The organism is Pseudomonas sp. DrBHI1, assembly GCF_002205115.1.
Classification (GTDB): Bacteria; Pseudomonadota; Gammaproteobacteria; order Pseudomonadales; family Pseudomonadaceae; genus Aquipseudomonas; species Aquipseudomonas mosselii.
Window position 1 is genome coordinate 42,039 of the sequence record NZ_NIBE01000102.1, and the last position, 17,069, is coordinate 59,107.

Annotated in this window: 17 protein-coding genes and 2 tRNA genes; 9 read left to right on the top strand and 10 right to left on the bottom strand. The window is 66.6% G+C overall.

Features of this window, described 5'->3' with window-relative positions:
• Positions 1-49 precede the first annotated feature (49 nt).
• A complete protein-coding gene (locus CC207_RS20230; protein WP_088852654.1) occupies positions 50-487 on the top strand; it encodes a hypothetical protein in 438 nt (145 codons plus the stop codon).
• 13 nt (positions 488-500) lie between these two features.
• Here the strand turns inward: CC207_RS20230 and CC207_RS20235 are convergent, their stop codons facing one another.
• A complete protein-coding gene (locus CC207_RS20235) occupies positions 501-1,607 on the bottom strand; it encodes an enoyl-CoA hydratase/isomerase family protein (RefSeq protein ID WP_088852655.1) in 1,107 nt (368 codons plus the stop codon).
• Positions 1,608-1,735: 128 nt separating this feature from the next.
• Between CC207_RS20235 and ung the strand changes: the two genes are divergently transcribed.
• Positions 1,736-2,428, top strand: coding sequence for a uracil-DNA glycosylase (ung, locus tag CC207_RS20240; RefSeq protein ID WP_028690169.1), 693 nt, complete (start codon positions 1,736-1,738; stop codon positions 2,426-2,428).
• 36 nt (positions 2,429-2,464) lie between these two features.
• Here the strand turns inward: ung and CC207_RS20245 are convergent, their stop codons facing one another.
• Genes CC207_RS20245 through CC207_RS20265 form a run of 5 tightly spaced genes read right to left on the bottom strand, consistent with a single transcriptional unit; the run spans position 2,465 to position 7,818 of the window.
• Positions 2,465-3,490 (bottom strand): AbrB family transcriptional regulator, encoded by a 1,026-nt coding sequence (locus CC207_RS20245; RefSeq protein WP_028690168.1) that lies wholly within the window; start codon positions 3,488-3,490, stop codon positions 2,465-2,467.
• Positions 3,483-4,997: a tripartite tricarboxylate transporter permease gene (locus CC207_RS20250; RefSeq protein ID WP_062364151.1), complete on the bottom strand. Its 1,515-nt coding sequence runs from the start codon at positions 4,995-4,997 to the stop codon at positions 3,483-3,485. Before CC207_RS20250 ends, CC207_RS20245 begins: the two co-directional genes overlap by 8 nt.
• Before the next feature lie 3 nt (positions 4,998-5,000).
• Positions 5,001-5,459, bottom strand: coding sequence for a tripartite tricarboxylate transporter TctB family protein (locus CC207_RS20255; protein WP_028690166.1), 459 nt, complete (start codon positions 5,457-5,459; stop codon positions 5,001-5,003).
• Between the two features lie 57 nt (positions 5,460-5,516).
• Positions 5,517-6,497 (bottom strand): tripartite tricarboxylate transporter substrate binding protein, encoded by a 981-nt coding sequence (locus CC207_RS20260; RefSeq protein WP_028690165.1) that lies wholly within the window; start codon positions 6,495-6,497, stop codon positions 5,517-5,519.
• A 31-nt stretch (positions 6,498-6,528) separates the two neighbouring features.
• The gene (locus CC207_RS20265) at positions 6,529-7,818 is read right to left on the bottom strand and encodes an OprD family porin (protein ID WP_028690164.1); all 1,290 of its coding nucleotides are present in this window, start codon (positions 7,816-7,818) and stop codon (positions 6,529-6,531) included.
• Positions 7,819-8,017: 199 nt separating this feature from the next.
• On the opposite strand from CC207_RS20265, the gene CC207_RS20270 reads away from it, so the two are divergent.
• Both CC207_RS20270 and CC207_RS20275 read left to right on the top strand, forming a co-directional pair.
• A complete protein-coding gene (locus tag CC207_RS20270; RefSeq protein ID WP_028690163.1) occupies positions 8,018-8,689 on the top strand; it encodes a response regulator in 672 nt (223 codons plus the stop codon).
• Positions 8,682-10,061, top strand: a complete 1,380-nt coding sequence (locus CC207_RS20275) for a sensor histidine kinase (protein WP_028690162.1) — start codon at positions 8,682-8,684, stop codon at positions 10,059-10,061. Before CC207_RS20270 ends, CC207_RS20275 begins: the two co-directional genes overlap by 8 nt.
• Before the next feature lie 23 nt (positions 10,062-10,084).
• Here CC207_RS20275 and CC207_RS20280 read toward each other — a convergent pair whose 3' ends face one another.
• Together CC207_RS20280 and CC207_RS20285 are read right to left on the bottom strand one after the other, a co-directional pair.
• Entirely contained in the window at positions 10,085-10,891 is an 807-nt protein-coding gene (locus CC207_RS20280; RefSeq protein WP_028690161.1) for an HDOD domain-containing protein, read from the bottom strand.
• A 55-nt stretch (positions 10,892-10,946) separates the two neighbouring features.
• A complete protein-coding gene (locus CC207_RS20285) occupies positions 10,947-11,888 on the bottom strand; it encodes a folate-binding protein YgfZ (RefSeq protein ID WP_069016076.1) in 942 nt (313 codons plus the stop codon).
• Positions 11,889-12,021: 133 nt separating this feature from the next.
• On the opposite strand from CC207_RS20285, the gene CC207_RS20290 reads away from it, so the two are divergent.
• Positions 12,022-12,276, top strand: a complete 255-nt coding sequence (locus CC207_RS20290; RefSeq protein ID WP_028690159.1) for a succinate dehydrogenase assembly factor 2 — start codon at positions 12,022-12,024, stop codon at positions 12,274-12,276.
• Positions 12,260-12,712, top strand: a complete 453-nt coding sequence (locus CC207_RS20295) for a protein YgfX (protein WP_088852656.1) — start codon at positions 12,260-12,262, stop codon at positions 12,710-12,712. The genes CC207_RS20290 and CC207_RS20295 overlap by 17 nt, the downstream gene beginning before the upstream one ends.
• A 3-nt stretch (positions 12,713-12,715) precedes the next feature.
• Here the strand turns inward: CC207_RS20295 and rdgC are convergent, their stop codons facing one another.
• A complete protein-coding gene (gene rdgC, locus CC207_RS20300) occupies positions 12,716-13,636 on the bottom strand; it encodes a recombination-associated protein RdgC (RefSeq protein WP_028690157.1) in 921 nt (306 codons plus the stop codon).
• A 216-nt stretch (positions 13,637-13,852) separates the two neighbouring features.
• Between rdgC and CC207_RS20305 the strand changes: the two genes are divergently transcribed.
• The 3 genes from CC207_RS20305 to CC207_RS20315 all read left to right on the top strand — a co-directional run bounded on the left by CC207_RS20305 (position 13,853) and on the right by CC207_RS20315 (position 15,882).
• Positions 13,853-13,928, top strand: a tRNA-Val gene (locus CC207_RS20305).
• Between the two features lie 13 nt (positions 13,929-13,941).
• A tRNA-Asp gene (locus tag CC207_RS20310) sits at positions 13,942-14,018 on the top strand.
• 157 nt (positions 14,019-14,175) lie between these two features.
• Entirely contained in the window at positions 14,176-15,882 is a 1,707-nt protein-coding gene (locus CC207_RS20315; RefSeq protein ID WP_088852657.1) for a molecular chaperone HscC, read from the top strand.
• Here the strand turns inward: CC207_RS20315 and CC207_RS20320 are convergent.
• Positions 15,876-17,069, bottom strand: a 1,194-nt coding sequence (locus CC207_RS20320) for a DUF805 domain-containing protein (protein ID WP_143496145.1), incomplete at its 5' end; no start/stop codon positions are given. The genes CC207_RS20315 and CC207_RS20320 overlap by 7 nt on opposite strands.

Here is a 17,069-nt window from a genome sequence, read left to right on the forward strand (position 1 = left end):
GCCCGCCAGCGTCGCTGTGCCGGGCACCCCTGCGGTCCAGGAGGCCGCCATGTACCCACGAATCCTGCTCGTCGTCCTGCTCGGACTGCTGACCTCCGCCTGCGCCCCTTACTACGAGAGCGGTGGCTACTACCGCAGCGACTACTACACCAGCGATCGCTACGTTTACCCAGGCTATTACCGCCAGGACCGCTATTACGTGGTACCGCAGACCCGCTACTACTACCAGCCTGCGCCGCGTTACTACGGGCCGGCGCCGGTGCCACAGTACCGCCCTTATCCGGCGCCCGGCATGCAACCGCGCTGGCACGGGAATCCGCGTTATGACTACGGCAACCGCCAGCGCTACGACTACGGTCGGGATCGCGACCGCCACGACTACCGCAATGACGACCGTCGGGGCGATCGCTGGCACTCCAACGGGCAGGGCAACCGTGACCGTCGACCCGATGTGGGCCGCGGTGGCGAGCGGGGCTGGTCGCGGTGACAGGGCACTGACGTCATCCCAGTTCCGCCAACGGATGCCGCCCCTCCCAGACCTTGCTGAAATGCGCCTCCACCACCGCCGCCGGCACCTGCGCCACATCCGGCCAGTGCCAGTGCGGGGTGTTGTCCTTGTCCAACAGACGGGCGCGCACCCCCTCGCTGAACTCCGGGTGACGGCAGCAGTTCAGGCTCAGGGTGTATTCCATCTGGAATACCTGCGCCAGCGAAAGGTGCCGCGCCCGACGGATCTGCTCCCACACCAGGTGCGCCGTCAGCGGGCAGCCCTCGTGCAGGCGTTGGCCGGCCGCCGCCAGCACGGGATCGGCGTGCGTGGCCAGGCCGGCCAGGGCCCGCCAGGCCGCTACCGGGTCGGCCACGTCGAGCACTTCGTCGATCACGCCGCGGCGCGCCAGCCACTGGCCTTGCGGCAGTTCGGCGCAGGCGCGGTGCTGCTCGGCCTTGAGCAGGCTGTTGAGCTGCAGGGTGGTCTGCTCCTGCCAGTTCAATTGCAGCAGTTCCTCGATCAGCGCCTCCTGCTGGTGCTCGCCCAGGAAGCGATCGGCCAGGTTCAGGTCCAGTGCGTCACGGGCATTGAGCGGGGCGCCGGTGAGCCCCAGGAACAGGCCGAGCTTGCCCGGCAGTCGGGCGAGGAACCAGCTGGCGCCGACGTCCGGGTACAGGCCGATGCTGATTTCCGGCATGGCCAGGCGGCTGCTGGGGGTGACGATACGCACCGCGGCGCCTTGCAGCAGGCCCATGCCGCCGCCCAGCACATGGCCGTGGCCCCAGCACAACAAGGGTTTGGGGTAGGTATGCAGGCGGTGGTCGAGGCGGTACTCGCTGGCGAAAAACGCAGCGGCCAGCGGCGGCACGCTGCCGGGGTGTTGGCGGCAGGCCTCGACCAGGGCGCGGACATCGCCGCCGGCACAGAAGGCCTTCGGCCCGTTGCCGCGCAGCAGCACGCAGACGATCCCGGGGTCGCTGGCCCAGGCGCGCAGCCGTTCGTCGAGCACCTCGATCATGGGCAGCGTCAGGGCGTTGAGCGCCTTGGGCGCATCCAGGGTGGCGATGCCGATACGGGCGCCGTCGGCGCCGGTCAGTACCTCGCATTGAATGGACATGGACTACCTCGCGCAGGTCATCCCCTCAGTATGGCCTGCCGCGGCGAAGCTGCCGGTCGTCGGTCGGATCGATTGACAAGCCGGCCCGGCTTTCCTAGTGTCGCGGCACTTTGCTTTTGGATGCCCCCATGACCGACGACGATCGCATCAAACTCGAACCCAGCTGGAAGGCCGCGTTGCGCGCCGAGTTCGACCAGCCCTACATGCAGCAGCTGCGCGAGTTCCTGCGTGCGGAGCACGCCGCCGGCAAGGAGATCTACCCGCCTGGGCCGCTGATCTTCAACGCCCTGAATTCCACACCGCTGGAGCAGGTCAAGGTGGTCATCCTCGGCCAGGACCCATACCACGGTCCCGGCCAGGCCCATGGCCTGTGCTTCTCGGTGCAGCCGGGTATCCCCACGCCGCCATCGCTGGTCAATATCTACAAAGAGCTGCAGCGCGATCTCAACCTGCCGATCCCCGCGCATGGCTATCTGCAGAGCTGGGCCGAGCAGGGCGTGCTGCTGCTCAACACCACCATGACCGTGGAGCGTGCCAATGCCGCGTCCCACGCGAAGAGAGGTTGGGAGTTCTTCACCGACCGGATCATCCAGGTGGTCAGCGAGCAGTGCCCGAACGTGGTGTTCCTGCTGTGGGGCTCCCATGCGCAGAGCAAGCAGAAGCTGATCGATGCCAGCAAGCACCTGGTGCTCAAGTCGGTGCATCCCTCGCCGCTGTCGGCTTACCGTGGGTTCTTTGGTTGCGGGCATTTCAGCCGTACCAACAGCTTCCTGGAGCAACGCGGGATGGCGCCGATCGATTGGGCGTTGCCGCCGTTGTGACATGAAATCATAGGGCCGCTTCGCGGCCCTTTGATTTCATGTCCTGGCCCAGCGCCTGAACAACGGCTCGGCCAGGAACAGCACGAACAACAGCCTCATCACCTGCAGCGCCGTCACCAGCGGCACGGACAGTTGCAGGGTCTCCGCCGTCAGGCTCATCTCGGCGATGCCCCCGGGCATCATCCCCAGCGTCAGCGAGCGCAGGTCCAGGTGCGTCAGCAGGCTCAACGCCCAGGCCGCGCCTGCGGCGATCAGCATGCACAGTGCCGTGGCCAGCAATGTCCGGCCAAGGAACGACGGCGCCCGGCGGAAGAATGCGCGGTTGAAGTGACAGGCCAGGCCGCTGCCGATCAGCCACTGGCCGATCTGGCTGGCGCCGTTGGGCAGGCCGATCTGCAGGTTGCCCGCCAGGCTCACGCTGGCTGCCACCAGCAACGGTCCGAACAACCAGGGGTTGGGCTGGCGCAGACGCTGCCAGAGCAGCGCCATCAGCACCCCCAGCGGCGCGATCAATACCAGCCAGCCCCAGCTCACGCTGCCGGCATGGTTCAGCGGCGCGCCATCGCCAAGCAGCAACTTGAACAGCGCCGGCACGCACAGCACCACCGCCAGCACCCGCAGGCTCTGCGCCGCGGCCACCTGGCTGAGCACCGCGCCGTTGCGCGCGCCGAGGTTGACCATCTCGCCCGAACCGCCCGGCATGCTGGCGAAGAACGCCGTGGCGCGGTCCTCACCGGTGCGCCGCAACAGCCACACGCTGATCACGCTGGAGAGGGTGGTGAACAGCGCGCCGAAGAAGATCAGCGCGAAGTGACTGGCCACCTGTTCGATCACCGCCGGGGTGAAGTGCAGGCCGATGCCGATGCCGATGATCCATTGCCCGCATTTGCGACCATTGGGGATTTCACTGAGTTGCCAGGGGGTAAGGCAGCGCACCAGGATGATCGCCAGCAACGAGCCGATCATCCACGGCAAGGGCCAGCCGACCTTGCTGGCGAGAAATCCGCCGGCAAGGCCGACCAGTCCGGTGGCCCAGAACAGTGGCACCGAGCGATCAGGCATCGGCCATGGCCCGGCGTTGCAGGGCACGTTTGCGCCAGCTGCGCAGCAGCGGCAGGCTCAGCATGCACACCACCAGCACCCACACACCCATGCTGATCGGGCTCGACCAGAGGATGCCCAGTTCACCGTTGGAGATCGACAGCGCGCGGCGCAGGTTCTGTTCCATCAGCCCGCCGAGGATGAAGCCCAGCAGGATCGGCGAAAGCGGGAAGTCCAGCTTGCGCAGGATGTAGCCCATGATGCCGATACCGACCATCAGGAACAGGTCGAAGGTGGTGGCATGCACCGCGTACACGCCGATCGCGGTGATGATCGCGATCACCGGCACCAGCGCCCAGTTCGGCACGGCGAGGATGCGGGTGAACACACGGATCATCGGCACGTTGAGGATGATCAGCATGAGGTTGGCGATGAACAGCGAGGCGATCAGCCCCCAGACGATGTCCGGCTGTTGCTCGAACAGCAGCGGGCCGGGGGTGATGTTGTACAGGGTCAGCGCGCCGATCATCACTGCGGTGGTACCCGAGCCGGGCACGCCGAGGGTCAGCATCGGCACCAGGGCGCCGCAGCAGGAAGCGCCGATGGCGGTTTCAGGCGCGGCCAGGCCACGGGCGTCGCCCTTGCCGAACTTGCCTTTGTCGCCGGCGATGCGTTTTTCGGTCATATAGGCCACGGCACTGGCCAGGGTCGCGCCGGCACCCGGCAACACGCCCATGAAGAAGCCCAGCAGGCCGCAACGGATGTTGACGAAGAACACCGAGGCCGCTTCCTTGAGGTTGAACAGCATGCGCCCGGTGGCCTTGACCGCCACATGACCGTGGTGGGTCTTTTCCAGCAGCAGGAGGATCTCGCTGATGGAGAACAGGCCCAGCACCAGCACCACGAACTGGATGCCATCGGCCAGGTGCACGCTGTCGCCGGTGAAACGGTACACGCCGCTGTTGGCGTCGATGCCCACCGCCGAGAGGAACAGGCCGATCAGCGCGGCGATAAAGGTTTTCAGCGGCTTGTCGCCGGCCATGCCGCCGAGGGCGACGATGGCGAACACCATCAGCACGAAGTACTCCGCCGGCCCGAAGGCGATCGCCCATTTCGCCAGCAGCGGGGCGAACAGCACCATGCCGCAGGTGGCGATGAAGGCGCCGATGAACGAACTCCAGGCCGACAGCGACAGGGCCACGCCGGCCAGGCCCTGGCGGGCCATGGGGTAGCCGTCGAGGGTGGTCATCACGGTGGAGGCTTCGCCGGGGATGTTCAGCAGGATCGAGCTGATCCGCCCACCGTATTCGCAGCCCAGGTACACCGCGGCCAGCAGGATCAGCGCCGACTCTGGCGGCAGGCCGAGGGCGAAGGCGATGGGGATCAGCAGGGCCACCCCGTTGATCGGGCCCAGGCCCGGCAGCAGCCCAACCACGGTGCCGATCAGGGTGCCGGTCAGGGCGGTGACCAGGTTGTACGGGCTCAGGGCGACGCCGAAGCCCTGGCCCAGGTAGCTCAAGGTATCCATATGTCAGTTCTCCAGTACGTCGAGCAGGCCGAGGGGCAGGGGCACGTCCATCACGCGGTCGAACAGCCAGTAGAGGAACAGGCTCATGCCCACCACCACGAGGGCGCTGTGCAGCCAGCGGCCACCATAAAGGCGGGCCATGGGCACGCCGGCCAGGATGGCGCTGAGGATGAAGCCCAGGGCTTCGAAGGTGCTGGCGAAGACGATCAGCAGGCCGACGCAGGCGGCGATCTTGATCAGGGTCTCGCGGTCCAGCTCCGGTTCGTCGTCCTTGCGTACGATGGGCGTGGGGCGGATCGCCAGGTACAGCAGGCCCAGGCTCATCAGGCCGAGCATCAATAGTGGGTAGGCGCGCGGGCCGACCGGTTCATAGGAGAAGGCGGCCTGATAGGGCCAGGCCATGACTGCCAGGGCGGCGCATACCGCCAGCAGGACCAGGGCGAAGAGGCGTTGCAGGATCATGGGAGAATCCTCGGTAATGTTCGACACGGCGCGGCCCCCTGTAGGAGCGGGGGAGGCTTACTGGATCAGCCCGAACTCACGGGCCAGCGCCTTGTAGTCCGCCACCTGTTTCTTCACATAGCCGTCCAGCTCCTCGCCGGTCATGGCGAACGGGAACAGTTCGCGCTGGTCGCGCAGCTTGGCGAAGTCCTCGGACGCCAGCAGCTTGTCGAACGAAGCCTTCCACCAGGCATAGTCCTCGTCGCTGACCTTTGGCCCCAGGTAGAAGCCGCGCACCACCGGCCAGACGATGTCGTAGCCCTGCTCCTTGGCGGTGGGGATGTCCTTCATCTCCGGCTCGTCCAGGCGCTTGTCGGAGAACACCGCGAGGATGCGCATGTTGCCGCTCTGGATGTGCGGCATGGAGTCGGAAATGTCGGTGGAGCCAACCTGAATGTGCCCGCCCAGCAGCGCGGTGGCGATCTCGCCACCGCCTTCAAGTGCCACGTAGCGCAGGTCGCGCGGGTTGATCCCGGCGGCCTTGGCGATCAGCGCGGTCTGCATCCAGTCCTGGCTGCCGACGGTGCCGCCGGAGCCGATCACCACCTTGCTCGGGTCTTTCTTCAGCGCCGCGACCAGGTCGTCGAGGGTCTTGTAGGGCGAGTCGCTCTTCACCGCGATGGCGCCATAGCTGGTGCCGACCGCGGCGAGCCATTTCACCGCGTTCTCGTCGAAGCGGCCGAACTTGCCCTGGGCCAGGTTCAGCAGCGAGCCGCTGGACCAGGCCACCAGTGTGCCGGCATCCGCCGGGCGCTGGGCGACCACGGCGTTGTAGGCCACCGCGCCGACGCCGCCGGGCATGTAGGTCACGCGCATGGGCTTGCTGAGGATCTTCTCGTTGACCAGGGCGCTCTGCACCAGCTTGCAGGTCAGGTCGAAACCGCCGCCGGGCGAGGCCGGGGCGATGCATTCGGGGCGTTTCGGTTCGGCGGCCAGGGCGTTGCCGGCCAGCAGCAGGCAACCGGTGGCCAGGACGAGGCGGCGCAGTGAAAAGGTCATCGTCTATCTCCGTGAGCGTTGTTGTTATGGGTTACCACAGGGCCACGCTGTAGCTCACCAGCAGCCGCACCTCGTCCGCGTCGCGGGTGAAGTTGGAGCGGAAGGTGGCGTTGCGCAGGCGCACGGCGACGTTCTTCAACGGGCCGCTTTGTACCACGTACTTCAGTTCGGTGTTGCGTTCCCACTCCTTGCCCTCGCCACCGGCGGCGCGGCTGACGTTGTCGCCGCTGATGTAGCGGGTCATGAAGGTCAGGCCGGGGATGCCGAGGGCGGCGAAGTTGTAGTCGTAGCGCGCCTGCCAGGAACGTTCGTCTCTGCCTGCGAAGTCGTTGATCTGGACGAAGTTGACCAGGTACGGGTCGGCGCCATCGACGTAGGGGAAGGCGCTGTCGCCGGACAGCTGCTGCCAGGCGCCGCTGACCTTGTGTCCGCCCAGGGTATAGCTGAGCATGCCGTTGACGGTGGTGTTGTCGATCTTGCCGGCCTTGGCCGCGCCGGCGTCGTCGCTGATCGCCAGGCGCAGGTCGGCGCCGAAGGTGCCAGGGCCCCAGGGCTGGGTGGCGAGCAGGCCGATGAAGTGCTGGCGGTAGATGTCGTCGAGCTGGGCGAAGTGGTAGCTGCCGGTGATGCGATCGGTGAACTGGTAGTCCAGGCCGCCCATGTCGAAGTTGTCGGCGCTGAAGGTGCCGCCGAAGCGGCCGTTCTTGTTGTTCAGGGCCAGGTCTTCCCAGTTGCTGTCGTCGCGGTCCTTGGCCTTTTCCAGGCGCCCGCCGGTGAAGGTCAGGCCCTTGATCTCCTTCGAGGTGACCAGACCGCCTTCGAAGGTCTGCGGCAGGATGCGCCCGTCGTTGGGCTGCAGGGTCGGCAGTTCGGGGATCAGCGTGCCGATCTTCAGCTCGGTCTGCGAGACCTTGACCTTGCCGGTGAGGCCCAGCTTGGAGTACTCGTCGGCGGCCTTGCCGTCGTCGTGGGTGGGCAGCAGGCCCGTGCCCGTGCGGTCCTTGCTGGAGTCGAGCTTGACCCCGACCATGCCCAGCGCGTCCAGGCCGAAGCCCACGGTGCCCTCGGTGTAGCCGGACTCGAAATTGAGCATGAACCCCTGGGCCCATTCGTCGCGCTTGGATTGCTGCGCGCTGGTGCCGTCGCGGAAGTCGCGGTTGAAGTACATGTTGCGGGTTTCGAAGGTGGCCGTGCTGTCTTCGAAGAAGGCGGCCTGGCTGATGGGCGCGACACCGGCAAGGGCGAAGGCGCTGGCGAGGGCGGAAGGTCGGGCGGCGAACGAACGGATAGGCGCGAACGCCTGCGGCTGCATGGACAGCATCGTCGGTGACTCCATTTATTGTTCTTATGTGTTGCACCTTGCTGGTGCTTTTTGCGGCGCACGGGGCGACCGTGGTGCGATGCTAGGCAACCAACCTTTCGCTAACCTTTCAGCGTGAAAGGTTTCCGGCGAGGGCTTCACAGCGCCCGCCACGGCGTTACACTCCGCGCAAAAAGCCCAGCCGAACAGGGAGAATCCGATGCGTGTGCTGCTGGTCGAAGACCATCTGCAACTGGCCGAAAGCGTGGCCCAGGCCCTCAAGAGCCAGGGCCTGACCGTGGACGTGCTGCATGACGGCGTGGCCGCCGACCTGGCCTTGGCCAGCGAGGACTACGCCGTGGCGGTGCTGGATGTCGGCCTGCCGCGGCTGGACGGTTTCGAGGTGCTGGCGCGTCTGCGCGGGCGCGGCAAGACCCTGCCGGTGCTGATGCTCACCGCCCGCAGCGATGTGAAGGACCGCGTGCACGGCCTGAACCTCGGCGCCGACGACTACCTGGCCAAGCCCTTCGAGCTGACCGAGCTGGAAGCGCGGGTCAAGGCCCTGCTGCGTCGCAGCGTGCTTGGTGGCGAGCGCCAGCAGCGCTGCGGCCCGCTGGTCTACGACCTGGATACCCGGCGCTTCAGCCTGGGCAGCGAGCCGCTGACCTTGACCCAGCGCGAGCAGAGCGTGCTAGAGGCGCTGATCGCTCGCCCTGGTCGGGTGATGAGCAAGGAACAGCTGGCGGCCCAGGTGTTCGGCCTTGACGAGGAGGCCAGCCCCGACGCCATCGAGATCTACATCCACCGCCTGCGCAAGAAGCTCGACGGCCACCCGGTGGCCATCGTCACCTTCCGTGGCCTGGGCTACCTGCTCGAGCACCGCGATGCGTGACAACGGCAGCCTGCGCGGGCGCTTGCTGGGCAACCTGGCGCTGCTGCTGGTGGTGCTGATGCTGGCCAGCGGCCTGAGCGCCTACTGGAACGGTCGCGAAGCCGCCGACACCGCCTATGACCGGACCCTGCTGGCGTCGGCGCGGACCATCGCCGCCGGCCTGTCGCAGCGCGACGGCACCCTCAGCGCCGACGTGCCCTATGTGGCCCTGGATACGTTCGCCTACGACAGCGCCGGGCGCATCTACTACCAGGTGCTGGACATTCACCAGAAGCTGATTTCCGGCTACGAGAACCTGCCGCCTCCGCCTGCGGGCACGCCGCGCACCGACGATTATCCGGCGCTGGCGCGCTTCTACAACGCCACCTACCTGGGCCAGGACGTGCGCGTGGTCAGCCTGCTCAAGGCGGTGAGCGAACCGAACATGAACGGCATGGCCGAGATCCGCGTGGCCGAGACCGAGGAGGCGCGGGTGCGCATGGCCCGCGGATTGATGGCCGACACCCTGCTGCGCCTGGGCATGCTGGCCTTCGGCGCGCTGGTGATGGTGTGGTTCGCGGTGAGTGCCGCGCTGCGCCCGCTGGAGCGCTTGCGCACGGCGGTGGAGGAGCGCCAGCCGGACGACCTGCGCGCCTTGCCGGTGGTCCAGGTGCAGCGTGAACTGGGGCCGCTGGTGCGCGGGCTCAATCACTTCACCGAGCGCTTGCGGGGCCAGTTCGAACGCCAGGCGCAGTTCATCGCCGACGCCGCCCACGAACTGCGCACGCCGCTGGCGGCGCTAAAGGCGCGGGTGGAACTGGGCCTGCGCTCACGGGAGCCGGACGAATGGCGCAAGACCCTCGAAGCCGCCGCCCAGGGCACGGACCGGCTCACCCACCTGGCCAACCAATTGCTGTCGTTGGCGCGGGTGGAGAACGGCGCCCGCGCCATCGCCGAGGGCGGCGCCCAGCGCCTGGACCTGAGCCAGCTGGCCCGTGAACTGGGCATGGCCATGGCGCCCCTGGCCCATGCCCGCGGCGTCGCCTTGGCGCTGGAGGCCGAGGCGCCGGTGTGGCTAAAGGGCGAGCCGACCCTGCTCAACGAACTGCTCAGCAACCTGGTGGACAACGCCCTTGCCCACACCCCGCCCGGCGGCGATGTGGTCCTGCGGGTATTGGCGCCGGCCGTGCTCGAAGTCGAGGACGACGGGCCGGGGATTCCCGAGGACGAGCGTGAGCGGGTGTTCGAGCGCTTCTACCGACGCAGCGCCCAGGGCAGCGGCCTGGGGTTGGCGATCGTCGGCGAGATCTGCCGGGCGCATCTGGCGCAGATCAGCCTGCACGACGGCGAGCGGGGCGGGCTGAAGGTGCGGGTGAGTTTTATCGCGGACTGAAGGTCATCGTGGGGCCTGTCGATTCAGCGCAGCATGCCCCGCGCATCCAGCAGCTCGGTGATATCCAGCTCGGTGCCATAGGGCAGGCCCAGGTGGCGGTAGGCGGGCAGGGCGGCCAGCGGTCGGCTGCGCTCGCGCTGGCTGATGCAGCGGGCGATCTGCACGATGTCGATGTAGTCGATCTGGTCGGTGCGCCGGTCCAGGTCCTGCACCTGGCTGGGCACGTTGACCAACTGCTCGGGGAATTCCCAGGCGCTGAGGATCTTGTCGCCCAGTACCGGCTGGATCTGCTCAATGACGAAATGCAGGCAGATCGGGTCGGAGAGCAGCTCGTTGTGCTCCTCGGCATAGATCAGCACCGGTAGGGCGCCGATCTGGTGCACCAGGCCGCCGAGGGTGGCCTGGTCGGGCTTGAGCTGGGTGTAGCGGCGGCACAGTTCATAGCTGATGCCCGCGACTTCCAGGCTGTTGGCCCAGATATCCCGCAGCTTGTGTTCCACCGCCGGAGCGCGGGCATGGAAGATCTGCTCGATCACCAGGCCGATGGCCAGGTTGCAGCTGTAGTTGATGCCCAGGCGGGTGATGGCGGTGTGCAGGTCGGTGACTTCGACGGCGGCGCGCATCAGCGGGCTGTTGACCACCTTGATCAGGCGGGCCGACAGCGCGGCGTCGCGGCCGATCACCTTGCTCAGGGCGGAAACGCTAATCTCGCTGTCTTCGGCGGCTTCGCGGATGCTCAGGGCGACTTCCGGCAGGGTCGGCAGGACCAGGTCGTCCCGGTCGATGGCGGCGAGCAGTTGCGCTTGGACCTTCTCGGCCAGCTTGTTCATGGACTTCTCTACGGCAAAGGTGGTGCAGCCCCGGCATGTCGCCGGGGCGGGCTGGTCAGCGCTGGATTTCCCGGTCGCGGTCCAGTTCGTAAGGCAGGTCGAGCAGCGACAGGCGCGGGCCTTCGAGGCTGCCCAGGTGCAGGTTGTCGTCCGCCACCGCCTCGGCGCTGAGCACGGCCAGCAGTTCGACGGCGCTGCCGGTGCTGGCCCCGATCACCACTTCGCCGACCGACGAGCCGTGGGTCGGCGAGAAGATCTCGGCGCCCGGCTGGGGTACCGCTGTCTCGGCCAGCGCCAGGCGATATTGCCGGCGCTTGAGCTTGCCCAGGTACTGCATGCGGGCGACGATTTCCTGGCCGGTGTAGCAACCTTTCTTGAAGCTCACGCCATCGACGGCCTGCAGGTTGATCATCTGCGGGATGAACAGCTCGCGGGTCGGGCCCATGACCTGGCCGATGCCGGCGCGGACCTGGCCCAGCAGCCAGTCGTTGAGCGTGCCCTCGGGCAGCGAGGCGGCCAGTTTCTGGGTAACGGCGGCGGCCTGCTCGGCAGGCGCCCACAGTTCGACACGGCCGGCCGAAGCGCGGACGGCGATCAGACCCTCATGACGGGCGGTCGCGCCGGCCTCTTCCGCCACGGACAGGCTCAGCGCCTGCAGGGCGGCGTCGCCCTGCTGCAGGCCGAAGCGCGTCCAGGCGGCGCTGTCGTCGCTCAGCGTGGCCTTGGAGAACACCGCGTATTTCTTCAGGTCGGCCAGTTGCGCCTCGAGCAGCTCGCTGGCCATGGCTAACAGGTAGCCATTGCCCTCGGGCAGGATACGGAAGCTCGACTGCATGCGGCCCTTGACCATGCAGCGGGCGCCAAGGCTCGCGTGCTCGTCGTTGAGGTAACCGATGTTGCAGGTCAGCTGACCTTGCAGGAACTTGCCGGCGTCGGAGCCGCGGACGGCGAGGATGCCCTCATGGGAGAGGGTACAGAAGAAAGCGGAATCGGCCATGGGTCATCGCGGTAGCTAAAGACTGGCGGCCATCATAGAACGCCGGTAACAAAATAGGTAGGTGACTAGACCAACGCCTTGTGCCGCTTCGTTCGCTGCGCGGTATACTGCGCGACCACTCGAGGAGGGCCCCATGGTCGAACAAACTGAACTCAACCGGCTTTTCTGGCATAGCCGTCGCGGCATGCTGGAACTGGACGTGCTGCTGGTCCCTTTCACCCAGGAGGTCTACCCAAGCCTGAGCGAAGCCGACCGCGAGCTGTACCGTCGCCTGCTGACCTGCGAGGATCAGGACATGTTCGGCTGGTTCATGGAGCGCAGCGAGTCCGAGGATCCGGAACTGCAGCGCATGGTCCGCATCATCCTGGACCGTGTTCAGCCCAAGTGAAGTTTTCGAGTGCCGTTGGCAAGGCTCGCGCCTGCTGCTGACGGCCTACCTCGCCAGCCTGGCGCTGGCACTGCTTACCCTCGCGCTGATGGCGCTGCCCGGGTGGCTGCGCGGCCTGTTGGCCGTCGTCTGTCTTGCCCACGCCTGCTGGGCTATTCCCCGGCGCGTCCTGCTCACCCACCCCGAGGCCATCACCGGCCTGCGCCGCGACCTGCGTGGCTGGCACCTCTATAGCCGCGCCCAGGGCTGGCAGCCGGCGCGCCTGTGCCGAGACAGCGTCGCCCTGCCGGCCATGGTGGTGTTGCGGTTCGTGCGCAAGGGGCGCATGTTCAGCCAGAGCCAGTGCATCCCCAGGGACGCACTGGATCGTGAGGCGCACCGGCGACTGCGGGTGCGCCTGAAGTTCAGCCGGCGCCGCTGGGCCGCGCCGGCCTGACCCTCACACCCCCTGCGGGATCTCTTCGCCGCCCAGGGCTTCGAACAGCACCGGCAGGAACTCGGTGAAGGTCATCATCATCAGCTGGAAGCTGGCGTCGAACTGTTGCTGGGCCTCGTCGCCGCCATCCTGTTCGGCCTGCTCCTGCAGCAGCTCCTCGAACTTCAGGCGCTTGATCACCATCTTGTCGTCGAGCACGAACGACAGCTTGTCCTGCCAGGCCAGGGCCAGCTGGGTGACCAGCTTGCCGGTGCTCAGGTGCAGCTGGATTTCCTCGCTGGTCAGGTCCTGGCGTTTGCAACGCACGATGCCGCCGTCCTCGGCGGTGTCGCGCAGCTCGCACTCGTCGAGAACGAAGAAGCCTTCGGCGGCCTGCTGCGACTTGACCCAGTCGGTCATGGTCGCGCTTGGCGCGATCTTTACGGTGGCCGGGCGCACCGGCAGCGAGCCGATCACTTCACGCAGGGTCGACAGCAGGTCTTCGGCGCGCTTGGCGCTGGCCGAGTTGACCAGGATCATGCCCAGGCGCGGGGCGATGGCGGCGAAGATCATCGAGCGGCGGATGAAGGCGCGCGGCAGGAAGGCCTGGATGATCTCGTCCTTGATCTGGTCGCGTTCCTTTTTATAGACCTTGCGCATCTGCTCGGTCTCGATCTCCTCGACCTTCTCCTTGACCGCGTCGTTGACCACGCTGCTGGGCAGGATGCGTTCTTCCTTGCGTGCGGCGATCAGCATGAACTCGCCACTGACGTGAACCAGGGGCGCGTCCTCGCCCTTGCCGAACGGCGCGACGAAACCGTAGGTGGTCAGTTCCTGGCTGGCGCAGGGGCGGGCCGGCTTGCTGGCCAGGGCGGCCTCCAGCGCCTCGGCCTCGAACGGTACTTCCTGGGTCAGGCGATAGGACAGCAGGTTCTTGAACCACATGAGGGGGAATCTCTCCTTAATACATAAGGCGGGCATTATTCTCCGAGGGGCGCTTCCAGGCCAACCCTGTCATAGGGCCAGCAGTCCTATATAGAGGAAGAAAATCGCGGCGCGGCTAGGTCTTTGAAAGGCCTGGAATTTTTTTTCAAAAAATTTGAAAAAAGTGCTTGCCAGGGTAGGAGGTCCTCCGTAGAATGCGCGCCACACCGAGACGAAGGGTGATTAGCTCAGCCGGGAGAGCATCTGCCTTACAAGCAGAGGGTCGGCGGTTCGATCCCGTCATCACCCACCACTCGATGTATAGCGCGGCGGTAGTTCAGTCGGTTAGAATACCGGCCTGTCACGCCGGGGGTCGCGGGTTCGAGTCCCGTCCGCCGCGCCATATTTAGCTTCCAGGGCCCACTGAACACCCGGAAGCAACAGAGAAAGCGACCTTAGGGTCGCTTTTTTTGTTTCTGGCATTACGCCAGAATGCCCCTGTCCGCCGCATGTGGCCAGCAGGCCCCGCGTCGGTTCCTATCGCAAGCCAGAGACCGATCATGCAGGATGCCAGCCTCTCCAACCCCCCCACCTATTCCACGCCACTGCTCGGTATCGACCTCGGCACCACCAACAGCCTGATTGCCGTCTGGCAGGACGGCGAAGCTCGGCTGATCCCTAATGCCGTGGGTGAAGTGCTCACCCCCTCGGTGGTCAGTGTCGATGACGACGGCTCGATCCTGGTCGGCCAGGCTGCCCGGTCGCGATTGACCACGCACCCCGAGCGCACCGCGGCGGCGTTCAAGCGCTTCATGGGTAGCGACAAGCGCTATGCGCTAGGCGAGCATCGATTCACGCCTGAAGAATTGTCGGCGCTGGTGCTGGGCGCATTGAAGCAGGATGCCGAGGCGCACCTGGGCTGCGCGGTCAGCGAGGCGGTGATTTCGGTACCGGCGTATTTCAGCGACGAGCAGCGCAAGCGCACGGTCTTCGCCGCCGAGCTGGCCGGGCTGAAGGTCCAGCGGCTGATCAACGAGCCGACCGCCGCGGCCATGGCCTATGGCCTGCATGAGCAGAAGTTCGAGCGCACCCTGGTGTTCGACCTGGGCGGCGGCACCTTCGATGTCACCGTGCTGGAGTACGCCTTGCCGCTGATCGAGGTGCATGCCTCCACCGGTGACAATTACCTGGGCGGCGAGGATTTTACCGAGGCATTGTTGCAGGCCTGCCTGCGCGATTGGAACCTCAAGGCCGAGGACCTGGCCCCCCAGGCCCTGGCCAGCCTGCATGACGCCATCGAACAGCTCAAGCGCGAGGCGGGCGAGGGCAGCCGCGTGCTGGACTGGCACGATGGCGCGCAGCCCCGCGAGTGGCGGCTGGACGACCTCAAGCTGCAGGCGATCTGGGCGCCTTTGCTGACCCGGGTGCGTGCGCCCATCGAGCAGGCCCTGCGCGATGCCCGGTTGAGCCCGCGCGAGCTGGACAGCCTGGTGCTGGTCGGTGGCGCCACGCGCATGCCGCAGGTGCAGCGACTGGTGGCCAAGCTGTTCGGACGCTTGCCGTACCGGCACCTGGACCCGGACACCATTGTCGCCCTCGGCGCCGCCAGCCAGGCCGCCTGCAAGGCCCGCGACGCGGCCATCGACGAACTGATTCTGACCGATGTCTGCCCCTACACCCTCGGTGTGGCCTCGTCCCGGGGCGACGACGTCACCGGAGCGTTCTCGCCGATCATCGAGCGCAACACGGTGATCCCTACCTCGAAGGTGCAGCGCTTCTACAGCAGCCACCCAGAGCAGAAGTTCGTGCGCATCGCCGTGTACCAGGGCGAGCGGCCGTGGGTGCGGGACAACATCCTGGTGGACAGTTTCGAGGTCCCGTTGCAGCCGACCGGTGAAATCCAGTCGCTGGACGTGCGCTTCAGCTACGACATCAACGGTTTGCTGGAAGTGGATGTGACCTTCCTCGAAAGCGGCCAGAAGCACAGCCACAGCATCGACCGCAGCCCCGCCGGGCTGGATGCCGAGGCGCGCCTGGCGAGCGAGGAGCGCTTGGCGCGGCTGAAGATCCACCCGCGTGACACGCTGCCCAACCGCACCCTGCTGGCCCGTCTGGAGCGGGCCTGGATGCAGAGCCTGGGCGACGAGCGCGAGCTGATCGGCAGCTGGCTGGACGCCTTCAACGCTGTGCTAGCCGGGCAACAGGCCGCTGAGATCAGCCGTGAGCGCCAGGCGTTGAGCCAGGCGCTTGACGAGCTGCGCTACTGAACGTTCAGCCGCCGCAGGGTAGCCTGCAGGCTGTCATCGAGCAGCGCTTGCTGGCCCGGTTGCGAGCCGTAGCGGTTCGGCAGCCGGTCACCGGGCAGCAACAGCAGCAACAGCGGTAGTACCGGTAGCACCCTGCTCAGCACGAGCAGCAGGATCAGCGCCGGGATACCCTGGCCAAGGTCGCGCAGGCGCCTGAGGAAGGCACTGATCAGCAGCAGCACCGTGACCAGCATCAACACTGGCAGTGTGAGCATCATGCTGGCGCAGAGGGCGGCGGCCGCCAGGTTCAAGGCAAACCCTGAGCGGTTCAGGCGGCTGTTGAGTTTCCACACGGCCCAGAATTTCGCGGGAGGGTGCTGCAGGGCATTGCGCAACATGCGCTCGCTCCACGACAGCACGGCCATGATTGCACAGCGCAAGCCCAGGTCCTGCTGCGGGTCGTCCTTGATCTTCTGCAAGGCGCGCAAGGCGCGGATCTTCGGCGGCGCGCAATCGTTGTACAAGCTGTCCAGGGCGTCGAGCACATCATTGAACGCACGGCTGTCGACGCCGTGGGCATGGGCGAGTTCGGCCGGTGGATGCTTGGTCTTGCCTTGCAGCAGGCCGCTGCGCAGTGCCTCGAACCATTCATCCTGCGGCGCCAGCGCATCCAGGCGCTGGCGCAGGCGTTCACGTTGCTCGGTGTCCAGGGAGCGGTCATGGTGCAGCACGGCGCAAAACAGCAGATAGCCCAGAGGATGGTCGTTGCCCAGGCTGCCATCGTCATGCTCCAGGCAGGCCAGCAATTGCGCTGCACCGGGTAGGCGCGTGCTGCTCAGGGCTTGTTGCAGGGTCAGCAACCGCGCTGAAACCATCGCCTGTACAGGGTCGCGGGTATCCAGGCTGCCAAGCAGGCCACTGCTGCCGTCAGGGCTGGGCAGTTGTTGGCAGAGCAGGGCGTGCAACGGGGCGAACGGATGCCCGGACGGGTAGTGCAACTGGCTTGGCAGGGTCGGGTCGATCAGCGCCAGCCAGCGTGACGGCTGCTCCAGCAGGGCAAGCATGAACAAGTGCTGGCGGTGCCAGTTCCACAGCGCGTCGCCCTCGGGCATGGCCGGCAGCAGTACGCCGGTCTCGGCGAGCGTGTCCTGCAGTTGCAGGGCGAACGGCGTGGTGAACAGGCGGCGCATGTCAAACCGCACATTCAG

Coding starts and splice junctions, on each gene's coding strand:
- CC207_RS20250 (WP_062364151.1), bottom strand. CDS start 4,997: ATGGATACCTTGAGCTACCTGGGCCAGGGCTTCGGCGTCGCCCTGAGC.
- rdgC (WP_028690157.1), bottom strand. CDS start 13,636: ATGTGGTTCAAGAACCTGCTGTCCTATCGCCTGACCCAGGAAGTACCG.
- CC207_RS20280 (WP_028690161.1), bottom strand. CDS start 10,891: ATGAACAAGCTGGCCGAGAAGGTCCAAGCGCAACTGCTCGCCGCCATC.
- ung (WP_028690169.1), top strand. CDS start 1,736: ATGACCGACGACGATCGCATCAAACTCGAACCCAGCTGGAAGGCCGCG.
- CC207_RS20235 (WP_088852655.1), bottom strand. CDS start 1,607: ATGTCCATTCAATGCGAGGTACTGACCGGCGCCGACGGCGCCCGTATC.
- CC207_RS20275 (WP_028690162.1), top strand. CDS start 8,682: ATGCGTGACAACGGCAGCCTGCGCGGGCGCTTGCTGGGCAACCTGGCG.
- CC207_RS20245 (WP_028690168.1), bottom strand. CDS start 3,490: ATGCCTGATCGCTCGGTGCCACTGTTCTGGGCCACCGGACTGGTCGGC.
- CC207_RS20290 (WP_028690159.1), top strand. CDS start 12,022: ATGGTCGAACAAACTGAACTCAACCGGCTTTTCTGGCATAGCCGTCGC.
- CC207_RS20260 (WP_028690165.1), bottom strand. CDS start 6,497: ATGACCTTTTCACTGCGCCGCCTCGTCCTGGCCACCGGTTGCCTGCTG.
- CC207_RS20270 (WP_028690163.1), top strand. CDS start 8,018: ATGCGTGTGCTGCTGGTCGAAGACCATCTGCAACTGGCCGAAAGCGTG.
- CC207_RS20230 (WP_088852654.1), top strand. CDS start 50: ATGTACCCACGAATCCTGCTCGTCGTCCTGCTCGGACTGCTGACCTCC.
- CC207_RS20265 (WP_028690164.1), bottom strand. CDS start 7,818: ATGCTGTCCATGCAGCCGCAGGCGTTCGCGCCTATCCGTTCGTTCGCC.
- CC207_RS20285 (WP_069016076.1), bottom strand. CDS start 11,888: ATGGCCGATTCCGCTTTCTTCTGTACCCTCTCCCATGAGGGCATCCTC.
- CC207_RS20255 (WP_028690166.1), bottom strand. CDS start 5,459: ATGATCCTGCAACGCCTCTTCGCCCTGGTCCTGCTGGCGGTATGCGCC.
- CC207_RS20315 (WP_088852657.1), top strand. CDS start 14,176: ATGCAGGATGCCAGCCTCTCCAACCCCCCCACCTATTCCACGCCACTG.